The organism is Bifidobacterium polysaccharolyticum (assembly GCF_016101585.1).
GTDB classification, from domain to species: domain Bacteria; phylum Actinomycetota; class Actinomycetes; order Actinomycetales; family Bifidobacteriaceae; genus Bombiscardovia; species Bombiscardovia polysaccharolytica.
In genome coordinates this window covers 73885-92378 of the sequence record NZ_JACFQG010000003.1, presented here as the reverse complement: position 1 = coordinate 92378, position 18494 = coordinate 73885, and the positions used below count along the sequence as shown (strand labels likewise).

The 18494-nt window shown below is 62.1% G+C and carries 11 protein-coding genes; 2 read left to right on the top strand and 9 right to left on the bottom strand.

Annotated elements, in window-relative coordinates; genetic code table 11:
* Nucleotides 1–42: 42 nt before the first annotated feature.
* The 5 genes from H3T90_RS05895 to H3T90_RS05875 all read right to left on the bottom strand — a co-directional run bounded on the left by H3T90_RS05895 (nucleotide 43) and on the right by H3T90_RS05875 (nucleotide 8970).
* Nucleotides 43–1362 carry an ABC transporter substrate-binding protein gene (locus H3T90_RS05895; protein WP_046322308.1) on the bottom strand — a complete coding sequence of 440 codons (1320 nt, stop codon included), beginning with the start codon at nucleotides 1360–1362 and terminating at the stop codon, nucleotides 43–45.
* 229 nt (nucleotides 1363–1591) lie between these two features.
* Nucleotides 1592–2584: a glycoside hydrolase family 43 protein gene (locus H3T90_RS05890; protein WP_198230035.1), complete on the bottom strand. Its 993-nt coding sequence runs from the start codon at nucleotides 2582–2584 to the stop codon at nucleotides 1592–1594.
* Between the two features lie 138 nt (nucleotides 2585–2722).
* Nucleotides 2723–5557: a family 43 glycosylhydrolase gene (locus tag H3T90_RS05885; RefSeq protein ID WP_198229921.1), complete on the bottom strand. Its 2835-nt coding sequence runs from the start codon at nucleotides 5555–5557 to the stop codon at nucleotides 2723–2725.
* A 162-nt stretch (nucleotides 5558–5719) separates the two neighbouring features.
* A complete protein-coding gene (locus H3T90_RS05880; protein ID WP_046322303.1) occupies nucleotides 5720–6802 on the bottom strand; it encodes a LacI family DNA-binding transcriptional regulator in 1083 nt (360 codons plus the stop codon).
* On the bottom strand, nucleotides 6799–8970 hold the full coding sequence (locus H3T90_RS05875) for a family 43 glycosylhydrolase (RefSeq protein WP_198229920.1): 2172 nt from the start codon (nucleotides 8968–8970) through the stop codon (nucleotides 6799–6801). The genes H3T90_RS05880 and H3T90_RS05875 overlap by 4 nt, the downstream gene beginning before the upstream one ends.
* Before the next feature lie 211 nt (nucleotides 8971–9181).
* On the opposite strand from H3T90_RS05875, the gene H3T90_RS05870 reads away from it, so the two are divergent.
* Complete coding sequence (locus tag H3T90_RS05870; protein ID WP_198229919.1) at nucleotides 9182–10765, top strand: glycoside hydrolase family 43 protein; 1584 nt, start codon at nucleotides 9182–9184, stop codon at nucleotides 10763–10765.
* A gap of 6 nt (nucleotides 10766–10771) precedes the next feature.
* Here the strand turns inward: H3T90_RS05870 and H3T90_RS05865 are convergent, their stop codons facing one another.
* From H3T90_RS05865 to H3T90_RS05850, 4 genes are all read right to left on the bottom strand, one after another.
* Nucleotides 10772–12130: a glycoside hydrolase family 27 protein gene (locus H3T90_RS05865; RefSeq protein ID WP_198230034.1), complete on the bottom strand. Its 1359-nt coding sequence runs from the start codon at nucleotides 12128–12130 to the stop codon at nucleotides 10772–10774.
* A gap of 52 nt (nucleotides 12131–12182) precedes the next feature.
* Nucleotides 12183–13250 (bottom strand): glycoside hydrolase family 43 protein, encoded by a 1068-nt coding sequence (locus H3T90_RS05860; protein ID WP_232350605.1) that lies wholly within the window; start codon nucleotides 13248–13250, stop codon nucleotides 12183–12185.
* A gap of 115 nt (nucleotides 13251–13365) precedes the next feature.
* Nucleotides 13366–15273 (bottom strand): ABC transporter ATP-binding protein, encoded by a 1908-nt coding sequence (locus tag H3T90_RS05855; protein ID WP_198229918.1) that lies wholly within the window; start codon nucleotides 15271–15273, stop codon nucleotides 13366–13368.
* A 29-nt stretch (nucleotides 15274–15302) separates the two neighbouring features.
* Nucleotides 15303–17141: an ABC transporter ATP-binding protein gene (locus H3T90_RS05850; RefSeq protein WP_121913037.1), complete on the bottom strand. Its 1839-nt coding sequence runs from the start codon at nucleotides 17139–17141 to the stop codon at nucleotides 15303–15305.
* A gap of 303 nt (nucleotides 17142–17444) precedes the next feature.
* On the opposite strand from H3T90_RS05850, the gene H3T90_RS05845 reads away from it, so the two are divergent.
* On the top strand, nucleotides 17445–18467 hold the full coding sequence (locus H3T90_RS05845; protein ID WP_198229917.1) for a LacI family DNA-binding transcriptional regulator: 1023 nt from the start codon (nucleotides 17445–17447) through the stop codon (nucleotides 18465–18467).
* The last annotated feature ends 27 nt before the right edge of the window (nucleotides 18468–18494 follow it).

The following is an 18494-nucleotide window of genomic DNA, read 5'->3' as shown; positions in this document are numbered from 1 at the left end:
GCTACTGGCCGCCAGACCGATTCCTCAGGGGCGGATGGTCAATCAGTCCTCAGCCTTGTACTCGTCCAGATACTTCTGGATCTTGTTGGAGGCTTTGGACAGCGAGGCGGAAATGTCATCGTCGGTGCGGGCGGTGTTCTGGGTCACCGAATCCAGGGTGGCCGAGATATCACCGAAGCCGCCCTTGAGGCCGGCAATGCCGATGTAGGAGTTGTCCGTATTCTCGGAGACCTTGGCGATCAGGGGGCGCTTGGAGAGCTCTTCGGTGGTCACGGTCTTGTTGTTCGGCGGATAGGCGGACCCCAGAGACCACATGACCTGATTGTCATGGTTGTTGTAGTACTTGAAGAAGGCATAGATACCCTTCTTCTTGGCCTCGTCCTTGACCTGCGAAGTGACCCACCAATACAGACCGGTTGAACCGGTGTTGGAGCCCTTCCTGCCATCGGGATAGACATAGGTGCCGTCTCCGTTGGGTACGGGGAACAGATCGTGCTTGATGCCCTTGTCGGTGGCTGCCTGATCCTCCCAGGGGCCGACGATGACCATGGCCGACTGGCCGGACTCGAAGGACTCGCGTGCAGCGGTGTCATCCATGCCGGTCTTGGAGTAACCACCCTTGTAGAACTCGCGCATCTTCTGCAGGAAGGCCTTGTTCTGCTCGGAGTTGATAGTGACCTTGCCCTTGGTGTCGTATAGACCAGTGCCGTTGCCCTTCATGAAGGCCGCCCATCCGGAGTCGGACAGGGCCATACCGTACTGGGAACCGTCACCCTTGGTCAGCTTCTTGGCCACATCCAGGAGCTGGTCCCATGTCTTGGGATAGTCCTGATCGGTCAGGCCGGCGGCCTTCCACATATCGGTGTTGTACCAGACGGTAGTGGGCGCGTAGCCCATGGGGACCGCGCACTGCTGCTTCTTGCCGTCAATGGTGAACTCGGTCTGCTTGGTCACGTTGGGCAGGTAGTTCTTGGTCTCGTTGGAGGGATCGTCATAGAAGTCCTGCACGCACTGGAAGGTGCCGTCGATGGACCAGCCCTGGCCATTGTCGGCGCCGGTGGTGACGAAGTCGGGACCGTCGCCCGAGGTGACCTTGGTGACCATGGTCTCGCCGATGGTGCTCCAGGGCTGCAGCTGAGCGTCGATGTGGTACTTCTTCTGGGACTTGTTGAAGTTCTCGACGATCTTCTTCAAAGTCTTGCCATCGGCCTCGGAGAATCCGTGCCACATGACGATGTTGGTAACGCCGTCCTTGCCCTTGGCATCCTTGCCTCCACTGCCAGAACCGCAGGCCGAGAGCCCCACGGTGCTGAGCGTGGCGAGCGCGATCGCGGCTACCGCAGCCTTTCTGATTGCCTTCATTGTCTCTGTCCTTTCGACATCAAGCAACGGTTACAAAGGAACCGATGACGGCCGGAACAACCATGTCCTGCCCATCTGGTCCAATGGCTTGCATCGCTTGGTCACGCTCCCAGATACGTGAACGTAGCCCACGCCTTTGTAAACCGACATCTTTCTAACGTTGCAAATTATATACTACTCACTTCTTCAACGATGTACAAGCGTGTCGGGCATGGCCCGGCAATGCCGCTCAATGGCTACCGTCTGGAGGCAGAATCTGACGGCTTGTCGGAGTCCACCGGTCGTCAGGCAGGGGCCGTCCGAAGTCCGGGCCGTGGTCGGTCCAAGCGACCAGTCCGACCCTGGCATGCCGGTTGGGATCGAAGAGGGGGTCCCCTTCGATATGCGTGTAGTTGCGGGCATGATAGACAATCAGATCCTGGCTGCCGTCCTCGCTGACCGTGAAGCAGTTGTGGCCGGGGCCATACTGATGGTTCTCCTCTGCCGTTTTGAAGACAGGACGATCGCTCTTGGTCCAGGAGGCCGGGTCCAGCAGATCGGCATCCTCACGAGCGGTCAACATGCCCACTGCGTAAGGGACCCCGGTTCCCGAGGCCGAGTAGGTCAGGTAGATCATGCCCTGGTGAAGCAGGACGGCTGGCCCCTCGTTGACCTTGAAATCAATGCATTCCCAGTCGTATTCGGGCTTGGAGAGCATGACAGGATCAGTGGCCAGCGTCCAAGGGTTGGCCATGCGGGCGATGTAGAGATTGGAATTGCCCGCGATGGCTGGATCCTTCTGGGCCCAGATCAGGTACTGACTGCCCCCGATCACCGTTGTGGTGGCATCCAGGGAGAAGGAATCGATCGGGGTGTGGATCTGCCCCTTCTCGGTCCACTCGCCATCCATGGGGTCTTCGCTGATATTCTCCAGCACATACATGCGGTGGGTGGGCAGATCGGCAGAACCGAAGTCCTCCTCGGCGGCCGCGAAGTAGATGTACCAGGCCCCGTTGATCTGGTGGAGTTCAGGCGCCCAGATGTACCTGCTCATGGGACCGGACTCGTGCTTGCGCCAGATGGTGCGCTCAGGTGCGGCCTGCAGGTCATTCAGCCTGGCGGCGGCACGCAGGATGATCCTGTCATAGGCCGGGTAGGATGCAGTGAAATAGTAGAGGTCCCTGTGCCTGATGACCCAAGGATCGGCCCGCTGGAGTACCAGAGGATTGTGGTATGCGCTCATCATGTGTTCCTATCACGAAGACGAAGGTACTGGTCTGTACGACCAATATACAACGTTGAATATTATTGGACTGCTCGCCCTCCGCTGGGCGATCAAGTCAAAGTCGGAGGGCGGTTTCGGTAGCGGGTTCGTTCGGGTTCAGCCTCGGGCCTTACGAATGGCAGTGAACACCAGTGCGCCCAGACCCAAGACAAGAGCCGCAGACGCAGCTGCGACGGGAGCCGACAAGGCCGATCCAGTAGAGGGCAGACGACCGGTCTTGCCTTCCCTGTCGGACCGACCTGCAGGTGCAGGAGTGAAGTCCGCGGCAGGAACAGTCACATGACCGTTACCACCATCGGCATCCTCATGAACCTTGGCATCGGTCAAGGGACGCGTACCCCAGACGGCTGCGGCACCTGCTGCCTTGGAGACATCGGCGCCTGCATCGGTGAAGACATCGCCGCCCAGCCCTGAGAAGAAGGCGACCGGATGACCTTGCTCATCAAGCTGTCGGCCCAGCCTAGCCCGATAGACGCCGTGCAACAAAGTGCCCAGATCCGCCGAATCCACCTTGACGGTCAGGTCGCCGCCGGTCGCCGTCCAGGAACCCTGCACCTGGCCGCCCAGCCGACCGCCGGCCAGCAGGCTCACTGACACCGACCGATAGATGGCCGGGCTGGACAAGCCAGAACCCGCATAGTAATGGACCGGGTCATGGACCACCACCTGGTAGTCGCCGACCACTTGGCTGGAGGCGACCCTACCTACCGAATCCCGGTATTCGAAGGGTGTCATGACCAACCAGCCGTCAGGGGTCTGCACCATCTGCTTGACCCGGACCTGGTGCTCTTCCAGGTTGCCGTCAGCGCGCACGAAGCGAGTGTGGTAGACGTTGAAGACGCGATCTTCGTCAATCAAAAGTGCGTTGCCTCCCTGGGAGGTCAGCACCTGGTCCTGTCCGGGCTGGGCGAAGGAGGAGTCGATCCGCAGACCCCGATTGACATCCAGATCATTCATTGCACGCCCATAGACTGCCGGCTTGCCATTCTGATCCAGGTAGGGGCCGGTGATGGAACGGGAACGGAATTCACGCATCTGGTAGCCTCCGGTCTGCCCGAGTCCGCCGTAAGAAAGCATCAGATACCACCAGTCGCCCTGATGGACCAAGGCGGTGCCTTCGCCTGAGTTGCCGAAGCCTCCGGCGAGTTTGTGCCCGTAGTAGGCGTCGGACTGGTTGGCCTGGGTGGGATAGGTGGTGGAGTAGTCACGCAGCCCGGTCTTAGGATCCAGGCGGATCATCCAGATGCCCCCGAACCAGGAGCCGAAGCTCATCCACAGGCCCCCCTGCCCATCATCCTTGACACAAGCATCAATCGCATTGATACCCGTATCCGTGAGGCTGGCGTAGCGCGACAAATCCGCATTGGGGCCTAGCACCTTGGGAACATCGGTGGCCGCCACGTTGGACTTCTGGAAACCGGAGTAGACCACCGGGCCCACCAGGCTCCAGTCCCCCTCGATGTCGTCGGCGGTCAGCAGGACGATGACCGACTTCTGGAAGGGGAACCCTCCCCCGTTCAGGCTCAGGTACATGCACCACTTCTTCATGGTGGCGTTGTAGTAGACCTCGGGCGCCCACATGTTGCCGGTCACGTCCGGATTGGAGGACTGCTTGGGCCATGCCTTCCAGATGGGATCCAGGATGCGCTGGTAATCCCGGCTCAGATTGTTGGTGAAGGGCTCCCAATGCTTGAGGTCGGTGCTGCGGGCCCAGGCCCGGTGGGAGCCGAAGATGTAGTAGCGCCCTCCGGCCTTGACCACGGAAGGATCATGCACAGAGACGCGCGAGTAGGCGTCCTGACCGTCTTTGGAGGTGCCCCTGACAATAAGACGGTAGTCATGCTGGATGGCTTTAGCGTCCAGGGAGGACTTCGAGGCCTTGGTCGCTTGCAACCGGGCCGTCAGCGTAATGGGAACATCTCGCTTGCCAGGGACCACATGGGCCCTGCCGGTGGCTGCATTGACACTGACTGTTTCGGGAGCCGAAGAGGTCCAGCTCACTGAGGCGACAGTGGTAGAGACCGGCAGGTTGAAATCACCGTCCACAGCGGCTGGGACCGCCAGTGATGTGGCCTGTTGGTCGATCAGATCGCCCAGATCTTCCGAGGGTAGGGTGGCAGCGATCTGATCGGCATTCAGGGCCTGCGGATAGACGGCGAATGACTGCACCGCGCCATGGAAGAGTGCGTCGCCTATGCCAGGATATCGTGACTGGCCGATTACGTTGTGATGGTGGTCGCCAAAGGCGGCGGGGTTGACCGTGGTCTTGCCCTCAGCCACCTGCAGACCGTTGATATAGAGGCGGACCATGTTGTCCTTGCCGTCGATGGTGGCCGTCAGCGTGCAGAAACGGTCGTCGGGCAGGTTTTTGGCTGCCGGCAGATAGGTCTCGCCCTGGCCGTTGGCCTTGGAAGTGATGGAGGTGTACAGGGAGGTGTGGGTGGAGGCTGTCCAGGAGCCGACGGCCTGCTGGCCGGTCCCCCCTAGCGACCAGAGGTAGGTCCAGGGACCTGAGGCGTTGAACCGATCGTTGCGCACGCGGATGGACACCGTGGCGCTGGCGTGTCCGCTCAGTATGTCATCGGGAAGCCTGACATAGGCGGATCCATCGAACAAGAGCGCATCGTCGGTCTTGACCGCCCCGGCCGGCCGGCCATCGGCGTCCATGATGCGGGCCGGGCCAAAGGATGAGCCTGAGACTGTATTTTTTGCCTCCTTGGCTCCTGGAGCAAGGGCTGAAAAATCATAGCCGAGCAGGGGCTGCGGCTGACTGGCTGACATCCCGGTTGAGGCGCTGCCGCCCGCTTGGGTCTGATCCGCCCAGGCTGGAGAAGCGACTGTGCCGCCCGCCAGTATCATGCCCACGAGGGCCGCCGCTGCAACTCCTCCCCGGCTCCGTCGTCCTGCGTCTGATGACGATTGATGACGCATGTTCACACCTTTCCATATCGGCATCGGAGCGACCGCGCTCCGACCGGCCGGCCTCCATGGTCCGCCGATACCGCCTCAAATCATTCGAGAACGTCTTCAGTATATTACAACGTTAGAAATCAAGGAACCCGGGACACCCGGAAAAGAAAAGAAGATCAACAATCAGACGGCGATTTCGTTTCCGGGCAGGGCACGGGTTGAATTGCGGACTACAAGCGAGGAGGACACCTTGCGGAAGACGTGCTGGCTTTCTTTGGTGTTCAGCGGCTGCACCCCGTTGATCCTGTCCTTGAGAACACGGACCGAGAGCCTGGCCACGGCCTTGAGCCCGGGCGAGATGCTGGTCAACGAAGGCGACAGATACTGGGAATCGTCTGAATTGTCGAAGCCGATGACCGAGATGTCGTCCGGCACCGACATGCCGTGCATTTGTATGGAATGCAGAACCCCTGCCGCCAGCATGTCGTTCAAGGCCACCACCCCGTCGGGGACGATGCCCTGGTCCAACAGAGAGTTCATAGCGTTGACCCCGTCGATACGGTGCCACATGCGCGATGGGGCCACCAGCCGGGGGTCATAGTCCAGGCCGGCCTCCTCCAGACCCTGTCTGTACCCCTCCAAGCGAAGGGCAGCCGAACCCAGCTTCTCGCCGGGGTGGGTGCCGATGACCGCCACCCGACGGCAGCCAGTGTTGATCAGATAAGCGGTGGCGTGCTTGGCACCCTCAACGTTCTCCGTCGCCACATGATCAAATTGATCGCTGAAGATGCGCTCGCCCACAACCACCAGGGGATAGTCCACCCGCAACTGGTCCAGGTCGTCCATGCCCAGCTCCAGCGGGCTGTAGATGAGGCCGTCGATCATGGATCGCTGGGAGCCGTGCAGGGCCTCAATCTCACCCTCGCGCGAGTAGAGGGTGGGCTCTACCAGCACCCGCATACCAAGTTTCTTGGCCTCTTCGATAACCAGGGAGGAGAGCTGTGCGAAGTAGGGCATAGTCAAATCAGGTATGGCCAGGGAGATCATCCCCGTGTAGCCCAGCCGCAGATTTCTGGCCGGTACGTTGACCCGGTAGCCCAGCTCCTCTATGGCCTTGTTGACCTTGCCTCTGGTGGCCTCGGAGACAAATTCGTAGTCATTGACTACATTGGAGACCGTCTTGACCGACACTCCTGCAGCCTGGGCCACGTCCTTCATAGTCGGGGTGGAACCACGTCCTGTGCCGGGGGAAGCGGCTAAACTCATAAGACCCTGACCTCCAAGGTTACCGTGGCGCGGGTGGGGTCGAGCTCCTCATCCGTTTGCATATCCAATACGGGCATCCCCTTAGCAGACCAATGTACCCGCCGTACCTGACTGTCGCGGCCAAGGTAGCGGTCCTGGTCATGCTCGGCATTATGGAAGACGTAGATCATGGTGCCGTCCTCGTCCTGGGACCACATGCCGTGGCCGGTGCCCAGCTGCCAATGGCCATTGTACTTCCCGGACTTCTGCAATGGGTAGTCCAGCTTCTTCCACACGCCGGGATCGCATAGATCGGCGCCGACTCCGGCCGGTGCAGTCACCAGTCCGGTGGTGTAGTCGATGCCCACCAGGGAGCCGGAATAGATCAAAAAGATCCGGCCGTCATGGACCACGGCGTTGGGCCCCTCGGCAATCATGTTATCCCAGGCGAACTCGGGGACGATGATCTGGCGCGGCGTGCTGGTCAGACGGTCGGGGCGGGCCGGGTCGAAGGAGGCGATCCAGACCGAACCCAGCTGCTGCCAGGCGTAATACCAGCGGCCGGTATCGTGCAGGACCGTCATGTCCAGGCTGATGCGCTGGATGGGGTTGAGAGGGGTGCCTTCAGCACGCAGGATGGGTCGAGGCCTGTCCCAGTTATCAGGCTGGCGAGGATCCAGATCCCGGCCCTGGTCGTCGCGGCGCAGCTGCATGATGTGGCAGCAGCCCGTCCACATGTCCGGCTTTCCGGCTCGATCGTTGGCGGTCCCATCCGGATTGGTCTGCGGACCATCGAAGCATGGCATGAAGAGGATGGAGAGCCTGCCGCCGATCAGGTGAATCTCCGGGGCCCAGAAACAGCCGGTCATGACTCGGCCTTCGCTGTTGCGATCACCCCTGCGCAGCAGATCCACCTCATTTTCATGACCGCCGGCCTGATCGCTCAGGCCCTCGATGGTGTCGGCCACCCGCAGGGGCATGTGTGTGTGCCCATTCAAGGGGTCGATGCAGTTGCCATCCGCATCCTCGGTGGCGATGAACATGAACAGGCGCTGACCCCTCCAGGACCAGCGGAAAATGGATGGATCGGCCCGCTGCCGGGCGAAGGGGACCGGATAAGCCGTCTGCCGGACCCGTCCGCCGATCAGCCTGGTCTCTCCAGAATTAAGACGACCCTGGGCCAGATCATTGGCCAGGCAATCTAATTGACTCTGGTCCCAATCTACCCCGCGCAGGGCGGTGGACCCGTCGCTGTAGAGGAGCCGTGCCTGGGCTTGTCGGACAGACTCCAGGCCGTCACCTCGGGACACCTGAACCGGATCCACCTTCACGCCGGTGTTGTAGATGCGGCCGAAGCGTTCCAGCAGGCCACGCTCGCAATCGAGGCTGACAAACACCACATTGCCTGCCAGAATGCCCTTCATGCCGCAGTCCTCCTCCAAGGCACGCCGCCGATCCAGGGGCAGGGGGTCACCCTGGGCCAGGGGATCGCCATCCTCCAGGATCTTCATATCGGCCACCATGCCCATCCGCATGGGGTCGTCCACCCTGGCCGTGCACAGCCGCCCGAGATCGTCGTCCCAGTAGAGCCGGCAGCCCTGGCCATCGTCCAGAAGCCGCGCTCTGGGCCGGTGGACACCATGAGCGCCCAGGATATGGACCTGCGGCAGCCGTCGATAGGTCAGCAGATCAGGTGAAAGAGCCATTAGGAAGGAGTCAGCCTGGGAGCCGTCCGGCTGGCCGCCCCTGGCCACTCTAGTGGCCAGAATTACGAAGGTGCCGTCCTTCAGCGGCAACAGGAAGGGGTCAATCAGACTCTTAAGGATCAGATCCTGCCCTGGGACCACCGCAAGTTCCTGGGCCGCCTGAGATGCCTGGTGAGCGTCCAGTCCAGGGTTGTGCTCACCCTCTTGCGGCGCCTCCTCGCCTGGTAGGGCAACCCCGGCCGTGCAGGCCCCGCGGGCACTATCCGGCACTGCCTTGGTGGGCACAGCTGCAGCGAAGAAGATGCCGTAGTCGCCGTTCAGGGGCTCCCAATGGCCAGTCGCCCGCGAACGCAGGGCCAGGTGCATGCTCAGGGCAACATCCTCGTTGTTGGCCTCCTGCCGATCAGTGGGATGCCGGGTGTAGCACATGAGTGCAACCCCATCCCCAGATTCTCGTCTACCGTCCAGAGCATCCTCACCCATGACGATTCCTTCCGTTCGGCTTGCCGGCTTCAACGCCGACGACTATCGTTTCTAACGATAGAAATTATACATGGAGATCAGTCCCCGACGCCCGATGCCCGCATGAATGAGGCCGGGCTGTTCGCTCATCCGAACCGAGCCACAAGGCCGGTCATGCGCCGCGGGTCGTCATCGATGTCGATCGGGCTGTCTTCACGGAAAGCGAGGAACCATGAGAAGACCCAAACGCACCGGACGGGCCATGAAGGCCCTGACTGCCCTGACGGCGGGTCTGGCGGTGCTGCTGACAGGGGCACTGGGCGCCTGCTCGAACCAGCAGCCGTCAGCCAACGGCACAAAAACCGCCACCACCCAGGAACCCAAGCGTGTCTCGGTCCACGACCCCTCCGTGGTTCGCTCCGGCAAGAGCTACTACGTCTTCGGCTCGCACCGGGCCTATGCCCGCAGCACGGATCTGGTCAACTGGACCCCCTTCACCAACAACCTGAGCCGCGATTACAAGAAGATCTTTGCCCAGATCTGGAAGGACTGGCCCAAGCAGTCCTCCAATCCGGACGTGACCGGCAACATGTGGGCGCCTGACGTCTACTACAACGCCACCATGAAGAAGTGGTGCATGTACCTGAGCCTGAACGGGGCCGAACATCGTTCGGTCATCGTCCTGCTGACTGCCGACCGGGTGGACGGCGACTGGACTTATGTGGGACCGGTGGTCTACTCCGGCTTCACCCGGGCCAATTACATGAGCACCGATGTTCCCAAGGTGCTGGGCTCGGACCCGAAGCTGGACCGCTATCAGTCCTACACGGATACGGGTATCAATGCGATTGACGCCTGTGTCAAGGATGACGGGCAGGGGGGCCTGTGGATGAGCTTCGGCTCCTGGTTCGGGGGCATCTGGATGATCCGCCTGGACCCCAAGACCGGGCTGCGTGACTACTCCACCACCTATCCCACCCAGGCCAACCAGTCCGACGCCTACTACGGGCACAAACTCGCCGGAGGCTTCGGCAACTCAGGCGAAGGATCGGCACTGCTGCACACCAACGGCCACTGGTACCTCTTCCTCTCCTATGGCAAGCTGGTGCAGACCGGAGGCTACCAAATGCGGATGTTCCGCTCGGACTCCATCACCGGCCCCTACCTGGACCAGCAGGGCAACCCGGCCATTGCCACCAGCGGCGAGGCCGACAACTGGACCAGCAAGACAGGCATCCGTCTGATGGGCTCCTACCAGTGGAGCGGGGACAAGAAGGGCGACATCGAGGTCTCGCAGGGCGGGAACACGGCTCTGCACGACAAGGACGGCCGGGACTACGTGGTCTACCACACCAGATTCTCCGACCGCAAGGAGGAGCATCAGATCCGGGTCAGGCAGCTGATGCCCACAACAGACGGGTGGCTGGTAGCCGCCCCCTATGAGTATCTGGGCACCAAGGCCGGCGGCCCGTACAGCGCCAAGGACGAGGCCGGCACCTATGAGCTGGTGGAGCATGATCCGACCATCTTCTTCAAGGGACCGCGCAAGGTGACCGACACTCACAGCACCCGATACCGGGGCGTGGTCAAGGCCGTGGACATTCGTCTGGAGCCCGGCGGCCAGGTGACCGGAGCGCGCCAGGGCCACTGGCAGGTCGACGACCAGGGACGGCTGTCCATGGACCTCAAGGAGGAAGACGGGACCGTAACCTACCAGGGAGTCTTCGCTCGGCTGCCCAGGGACAAGGATCACCGCATGGTCATGACCTTCAGCGCCCTGGGCAACAACCTCTGCATCTGGGGCTCCAAGCGCTGATCAGCCTCAGTGGGGATCCAGAGCCACCCAGACCACACCGTGTGCAGGCACAAGAGTCACCAGCTCACGGTCGACACCCTGTCCTTCCAGGCTGATCTGGGCGGGCTCCGAGGTCCGGCCCCGCCACAGGTCGACCGGGGTCCAGGCCCCGTCCGCCCTATCCAGGCCCACCAGTGAGGACAGGGCCGTCCTGACCTGCCGCGGGCGATCCCCGGTCCAGAAGACGGCCGCATAGACCCCGCTGGCATGGGCCGAGGGGGTTCCGTCGGCCCAGTCGCTGGCCAGGGCCCTCCAGACGATTTCCTCGCCTGAGATCTCCTTGCTTTGGTGATCCCCGCCCTCGACCGGCTCCCGGATGATCTCGCCATTGTCGGCCGATCCGGCGGTGACCTCCTCCAGGGCCGGGTTATCCAGAAGCGACAGAGTGGCCTCATCGCTGCTGGGAAGGTCGCCGCCCACCATCAGCGGCGAGCGCCCCATGGCCCAAAGAGTCAACATGGTGCGCTGCTCGTCGGCTGTCAGGAGGCTTGACCGGTCCCCGCCCCGCTCGGCCCGCAGCCCGATATGCCCCAGAGGCAGCATGTCCGCATCAGCCCAGTGGCCCGTGCTCTGCAAAGGTGCCCAGCGGGCCAGACGGGCGAACTGGGCGTAAAGGTCCTGCCAACGATCCCAGAGATCGTCCGAAATCCGCCAGAGCTGGGCGTGGTCCCGCAGGAAGCCAAGATGGGTGGTCGGCACCCGGGTGCCCGGGGACAGGGAGAGGGTCATGGGATGGCCATAGGCCTGCTCGGCCTTGCGGATGGCCCGGGCGTAGGCGTCAATCTCACGATCCATGAAGGGGACCTGCATGTCGTCCACCTTCAGGTAATCCACTCCCCAACGGGCGAACTGGTCAACCTGGGCGTCATACCAGGCCTGGGCTCCCGGATGGGACTGGTCCAGTCCGTAATTGTCGGGATTCCACGCACAGACATGGGCGGTATCAGCCACCTGGGCGGCGGTGTAGGAGGTGCCGAGGACGGGCAGGTTCCGCTCAACCGCCAACCGAGGGATGCCCCGCATGACGTGGATGCCGAAGCGCAATCCCAGATCGTGGATCCGAGCGGCCAGCGGAGCGAACCCCTGGCTGTCGGCCGCCGACGGAAACCGGACCGGGTCGGGCAGCTGCCGACCATAGTCATCCAGGACCAGTGGCGCCTTGGCGTTGTAGCCATGGGCCCTGGCGGTCGGGTCGTACCAGGCGATGTCTATGACGACCGTGTCCCAGCCCACTGGGAGCAGCCTGTCGCGCATAATCTGCGCGTTGTCCAGAACCTCCTGCTCGGTGACGGTGGTCCCGTAGCTGTCCCAGCTGTTCCACCCCATAGGCGGTCTCCAGGCCTTGTCCATGTCTTGCTCCTTTCTCGGTCCTTTTGTTTCAGTTCCGTTGCGCCAAAGGGCGCAGACGTTCGTATTCCTGCCGGGTCAGGGACAGGACCCCGCCGTGCTTGGTATGGGGGCGCAGGTGGAAATCCTGCTCCCGGGCGTAGTCGAACCCAGCGTCTGGATCATCGCTGACCATGGGCCTGTAGCCCACTGAAGGGATCACGTCTACCAGCAGGTACCAGCGGTTACGGGCATGGTCGGCATAAAGAGCCGGACCCTCCACGCCCGAGGGGTTGCCATCAGCGCACCAGCCGGCGCCAATACGCTCCTGGATGGTGGTCCACCGGGCCTGTGGCAGCCACCAGCGGGGATTGTCGGTGCTGTCCAGCCAGATGCCCCGACCAAAGCCGTTGTCCTTGGTGGCCCGGTAGGTGCGCAGGCCGCCGCCAGGCAGGGGGCGCTGGACCATGGTGGTGTCGATGGCATTGCGACCGGTATCGATAAGGACTCCCCCATAACGGAAGTGTTCCTGGGTGAAGTCGGTGGTTGACCCCCAGAGCACCCGGTCATATACCGACGGGTCGGCATGGTCGGGATCATCCTGGTCAAAGAGCTTGGATGACCAGTAGAGGACGAAGGCCCCCTGCCCCGGCCCCTCATAGTCGGGTACCCATAGGCACTCCGGAGCCCAGGCCATGCCCAACTGGACCCTGCTGCCGTCCTGCTGCAAGGACACATCCAGCGGCCGGGGGCCAGACCAATGAATCAGGTCGTCAGTGGACCAGATCATCAGCTTGGTGCTGCCGTGATGGGACCAGTGCTCCCAGCCGCTGCCCTGTGACTGATCGCCGCCGAACACCCGAAGATCGGTGGCCATGACATAGACCCGTCCGTTGCGCGGATCACGCACCATGTAGGGATCCCGCAGACCGGTGGTGCCCAGGTGCGAGGTCAGCAGCGGCCTGCCCCCGTACAGCGGATCCCAGCTCAGAGGGTCGTCGCCCCGGGACAGGTCAAAGTAGAGGCGTTCGGCGTACCCCTGGGGGTCTTCAATGAAGTGCACCATCAGATACCCGTAGGGGTCGGCTCCTTCGGCGTCCTTGTGAACCGTATTGCTCAACGTCTGCTCCTTTGCCCTGGCTACCGAACCTGTCGGCTGTTGACTTGTCGTCGCTTATTTTACAACGATGTAATCCTGCTAGTCGAGAACCAATTGCGATGCACAGGCCAGCCTGCTATTGCGCAGAGACGACCGAATCCTGCCGAACATGGCTGCCCTGTCCAGCATCATCGTCCGGCTGTGTCGATTGCGCCTGGTCGCCGTTGGCCGTGCGGATCATGGCGTACTGGGACTCGTGCAGCCGGTAGTAGGCACCCCTCTTGGCCAGAAGCTCCTGGTGGGTGCCATGCTCCACGATCTGCCCGTGATCGATGTAGAAGATCTGGTCCGCATTTTCGATGGTGGACAGCCGGTGGGCGATGACGAAGGAGGTCCGCCCCTTGAGCAGGTGGGCCAGTCCGGCCTGGAGGGCCTCCTCGGTGCGGGTGTCGATGCTGCTGGTCGCCTCGTCCAGGATCAGGATGCGGGGGTCGGCCAGCAGAACCCTGGCAAAGGCGATCAGCTGCCGCTGACCTGCGGAGAGGGTGGATCCGCGCTCCTCGACCTTGGTATCGTAGCCGTCGGGCAGCTCCATGATGAACTCGTGGGCATGAACGGCCTTGGCGGCCTCCTCGATCTGCTGGTCGGTGGCATCCAGGCGTCCGTAGCGGATGTTCTCGCGCACGTTGCCGGTGAAGATGAAGGTGTCCTGAAGCATGACCCCCATCTGCCGGCGCAGGGAGGCCAGGGTCACGTCGCGCACGTCATGCCCGTCCACGCAAACGCTGCCCTCGGTCACGTCGTAGAAACGCGAAAGAAGGTTGACGATGGTGGTCTTGCCGGCACCCGTGGGCCCCACCAGGGCGACCGTGCTGCCTGCCGGCACATGGAAGTCCACCAGGTTGAGGATGTTGCGGCCTCCGGGCTCGTACTTGAATACCACGTCGTTGAAGTCCACCCTGCCCTTGACCGGAGGCAGCTCTATGGCCCCCGGGCGGTCCTCGATCTCCGGGTGGACATCCAGGGTCTCGAAGATGCGTTCCAGGTAGGCCGAGCAGGTGATCAGCTGGTTGTAGAAGTTGCCGATGTTGATGATGGGGTTCCAGAAGTTGTTGGCATAGCCAACGAAGGCGATCAGCATACCCGTGGTCACCTGCACGCCGCCCAGGCCGGTGATCCCCAGATAGTAGATCAGTGCGATGGTGATGGTGGAGATGTTCTGCACTCCTGGCCACATCAGGTACTGGATGTGCACGGCCCGCATCCAGGAGCTGCGAACCTGCCCCTGCTGCTCCTGGAAGGTGTGGAACTGCTCGCGCTCCCTGACGAAGGTCTGCGTGGTCTTGACCCCTGCGATGGACTCATGGATGTAGGCGTTCAGATTGCTCTGCTTGTTGGACAGGCGCTGGTAGGCCCGCCGCTGGAAGCGCTGGAGGACCAACACATAGAGCACTAGCAGAGGCATGAGGACCAGGGACCAAAGGGTTAGCCTCCAGTCGATGACGAACATGACCACCAGGGTCAGCAGGAAGGTGAAGATGTCTGCGATCACGTTGATCAGACCCGAGCTCAGGGTGTCCGAGAGGGTGTTGACGTAGTTGACCACCCTGATCAGGATCTTGCCGTGGGGCCTGGAATCGAAGTAGGAGAAGGGCAGGGTCTGTATGTGGGTGAAGAGGTCCCGGCGCATGTCCTTGAGCATGAGCTGGCCCACCTGGGTGATGGCCACGGTCCGGTAGCGCAGAAGAAGCTCGTAGACCACGATGGCCAGCAGGAAGACCGCGCCCAGGGCGAAGAGCCGGACCGGGTCCTTGGAGGGGATGACCGTGTCGATCATGGTCTTGGTCATGTAGGGGATGGCTACTGCGATGGCGCTCATGGACAGGACCGCCGCCAGGATGATCACCCCCTGGCGCAGGTAGGGCTTCAGATAGGCCCCTATACGCTTGATGTCCCCAAAGTCAATCTGCTCCTCCAGGTCCTCGTCCTCGCGGAAGGTGTTCCTGCGCGCGGTGCCCGCCGAACGTTGCTCTTTCTGCTTCATCGTCTCACCTTGCCATGCCTGCTGATGTGTCAGAATCCCACCGACTGCCCGGATTGCAGCCCCAACTGCTTGCGGTATATCCGGTAATAGCGGCCGTGGGCGTGGACCAGATCCTCATGGGACCCGCGTTCTACGATCCTGCCGTGGTCCAGGACCAGGATCAGGTCGGAATCCTTGATGGAGGAGATCCTGTGGGCGATGGTAACCATGGTCCTGGTGCCCTCCATCTCCTGCAGATGCCGCTGGATGGTGGCCTCGGTCTCCATGTCGACGGCCGATGTGGTGTCGTCCATGATCAGGATGGCCGGGTCATCAGCCAGGGCCCGGGCCAGGCTGAGCCGCTGCTTCTGGCCGCCTGACAGGCCCACGCCGCGCTCGCCCACCACGGTGTCATAGCCCTCAGGCATCCGGTTGATGAAGGAGTCCGCTCCGGCCATGGAGGCCATGGTCCTGACATACTGCTCGTCGTCGCGGTGGGCTCCGAAGGCGATGTTGTCGCCGATGGTGTCCGAGAAGAGGAAAGTGTCCTGTGCCACGATGTTGACCTGCCGCCGCAGCAGGTCCAGGGGCCACTGCCTGGCGTCGATCCCGTCGATGAGCACATGGCCCACGGTGGGGTCGTAGAAGCGGGCCACCAGGCTGACCAGGGTGGACTTGCCCGATCCTGTCTCCCCCAGTATGCCCAGTCGGGTGCCGGCCGCCACGTGGAAGTCGATGTCCTTGAGAATGGGGGTCTCCGGATCGTCAGGGAAGGCGAAACTGACGTGATCGAAGCGGATGTCCCCACGGATTCTGACCGGGTCCTCAGTCTGCTCGCCGTTGACCTTGGCGCGAACCGTGGCTGCCTGGACCACGCTGGCCTGGGCGTTCTTGCGCTCGACAATCCTGGGCTCGGCCGTCAGCAGCCGACGGATCTTGACGCAGGAGGCGTTGAATCGCTCCACATCGTTGATCAGCCAGCCGGACTGGCGCACCGGGCCATCAATCATCCACAGGAAACTGTTGAAGGAGACCAGGGCGCCCAGGGTCATCTGCTGGCGGATGACCAGCCAGCCGCCCAGGATCAGGGTGATCAGCTGGAGCATGTAGGAGCAGCCGTCCAGCCATGGCATATAGGTGCGGCTGTTGCGGGCGGAGTCCATGTTGCGTTCCATGTAGTCATCGTTGTGCCGATCGAACTTCTCGGTCTCATAGGGCTCGCGGACGAAGGCCTTGACCACCCGGTTGCCTTCGATGTTCTCCTCGACCATGGAATTGAGGGATGCCAGCGAGTTGCGGATGGCGTAGAAGAGCGGGTGGGCGTGCTTCGAGAGCTGCCAGGTGAAGTAGAAGAGGAATGGTGTCACCGCCAGCAGGGCCAGGGCCAGCCGCCATTCGATGGTGAACATGACGGCCAGCGACCCAACGAAGAGACAGACAGCCTCCAGGATGTTGTAGGAGACCCAAGAGACGAAGTGGCGGATGGCATCGGTGTCCGAGGTCATCCGGCTCATGATGTCGCCGTTGCGGGTGTGGTTGAAGTAGGTGAAGTCCATGTCGTGGAGCTTCTCATACTCGTCGCTGACCAGCCGATAGATGGTGTTCTGTCCGAATCGCTCCATGAACATCTGGTAGCCATAGCGGCAGATGCTGCGCCCAAGGGTGACGGCTATCATGGCGAAACAAAGCTTGGGCAGCCGGTCCTCATGTCCCTGGCCAATGACCTGGTCCACGATCATGCCCGCCAAAATGGGCATAAGCATGACCAGGACCTTATCCGCCGCAAAAAGCAGGAAGGCGGCGGCGATTCTACCGGCGTCCGGCCTGCAGTAGGGGAGGATCCATCGAAGGTTGCTGCTGTGCTGATTCTTCGCAGAATCGACGTACATTGGAGGACACCCTCACGTTCCCTGTTGAACTTCTCTGATCTGGTCTTCTCATTGCCGTGACCGTCCGGGAGAGTGACTGACCGATGGTGACGCCCGGCTATGTTCCTCGCCTATGCAACGCCGCGCGTGTCCGCCCTGGATTCGTCAAGCGTTGCCTATTTTATTGGAGCCAGAACCAGATGCAACCCCGATAATCCGGGCGTGTCTGCATCAGCAAGAATCACCTGACCAGCAGAACAAAGGCATCCAGCCACCTCGAGGATCGCGGATTCCCTTGTGACTTCACGCTGGCATAATGACGGTATGACCGTAAGAATCGAAGACGTGGCCCGCTTGTCCGGCGTCTCAACGGCCACGGTCTCACGGGCCCTACGGGGGTTGCCCGGGGTGGGCGGGCGAACCCGTGAACTAGTCCTCCAGGCCGCCAAGGCCCTGGGATACACCCCCTCCCCCACCGCCTCCTCTCTGGCCAGCGGGCGGACCCATTCCATCGGATTGATCCAGCCGGACATGTCGCGGTGGTTCTTCAGCACCATCCTCGAATGCGCGGAACAGACCTTCCGCAAGGCAGGCTATGACGCCCTTGTCTACTCCCTGCCCGACTACCTTGGCCCCAAACGTCAACGGTTCAAGGCACGGGATCTGGTGGGAAAGGTGGACGCGGTCCTGGTCCTCTCACTCTTCTTCGACAAGCAGGAGGAGGCCGAACTTCGATCCCTGGGTGTGCCGGCCGTCTTCGTTTCCGTTCGCCAGAAGGGCTACAGTCATGTAGGAATCGACGACGGGCAAGCTGCGGCACAGGCCTGCCGTCACTTGATTACGTTGGGGCACAAGACCATAGGCCACCTGTCAGGTCAGACCAATGACCTCTGCCCATTCGCTCCCTCCCAGCGCAGACGGGATGGCTGGAAGCAGACCCTGACGCGCTTCAACCTCGAGTGCTCCGACAGCTTGGACGAAGCCGTGACCATCATGACGGCCTCCAACGGCTACCTGGCCACCAAACGCCTCCTGGACAGGCGTCCCGATATCACTGCCATCATGGCGTCCTCGGATGAGATGGCCATGGGGGCCATCCAAGCCATCCGCGAGCGCGGCCTGGCAGTGGGTCGAGACATCTCGGTCATCGGCATCGACGGGCACGACCTGGGCCGACCATTCGGACTGACTACGGTGGCCCAACCGGTACGCAAGCAGGGGGTGACAGCGGCCGAGGTCGCGCTGAAGGCCATCGAGGGCGACCTGGCACTGAAGACGATCATCTTCCCTACCAAACTGATAGAGCGGGCCACCGTCGGCCCCCCGCCCGCCGGTAGGATCCGCTGACCGGTGAACCTCCTTGGAGAGCTGTAT

What these genes read in the sequence shown, in the direction of transcription:
- H3T90_RS05880 (WP_046322303.1), bottom strand. Translation starts at nt 6,802, where the DNA reads ATGAGTTTAGCCGCTTCCCCCGGCACAGGACGTGGTTCCACCCCGACT.
- H3T90_RS05865 (WP_198230034.1), bottom strand. Translation starts at nt 12,130, where the DNA reads ATGGGGTGGAACAGCTGGGACAGCTACGGGACCACCGTCACCGAGCAG.
- H3T90_RS05875 (WP_198229920.1), bottom strand. Translation starts at nt 8,970, where the DNA reads ATGGGTGAGGATGCTCTGGACGGTAGACGAGAATCTGGGGATGGGGTT.
- H3T90_RS05895 (WP_046322308.1), bottom strand. Translation starts at nt 1,362, where the DNA reads ATGAAGGCAATCAGAAAGGCTGCGGTAGCCGCGATCGCGCTCGCCACG.
- H3T90_RS05870 (WP_198229919.1), top strand. Translation starts at nt 9,182, where the DNA reads ATGAGAAGACCCAAACGCACCGGACGGGCCATGAAGGCCCTGACTGCC.
- H3T90_RS05885 (WP_198229921.1), bottom strand. Translation starts at nt 5,557, where the DNA reads ATGCGTCATCAATCGTCATCAGACGCAGGACGACGGAGCCGGGGAGGA.
- H3T90_RS05850 (WP_121913037.1), bottom strand. Translation starts at nt 17,141, where the DNA reads ATGTACGTCGATTCTGCGAAGAATCAGCACAGCAGCAACCTTCGATGG.
- H3T90_RS05855 (WP_198229918.1), bottom strand. Translation starts at nt 15,273, where the DNA reads ATGAAGCAGAAAGAGCAACGTTCGGCGGGCACCGCGCGCAGGAACACC.
- H3T90_RS05845 (WP_198229917.1), top strand. Translation starts at nt 17,445, where the DNA reads ATGACCGTAAGAATCGAAGACGTGGCCCGCTTGTCCGGCGTCTCAACG.
- H3T90_RS05890 (WP_198230035.1), bottom strand. Translation starts at nt 2,584, where the DNA reads ATGAGCGCATACCACAATCCTCTGGTACTCCAGCGGGCCGATCCTTGG.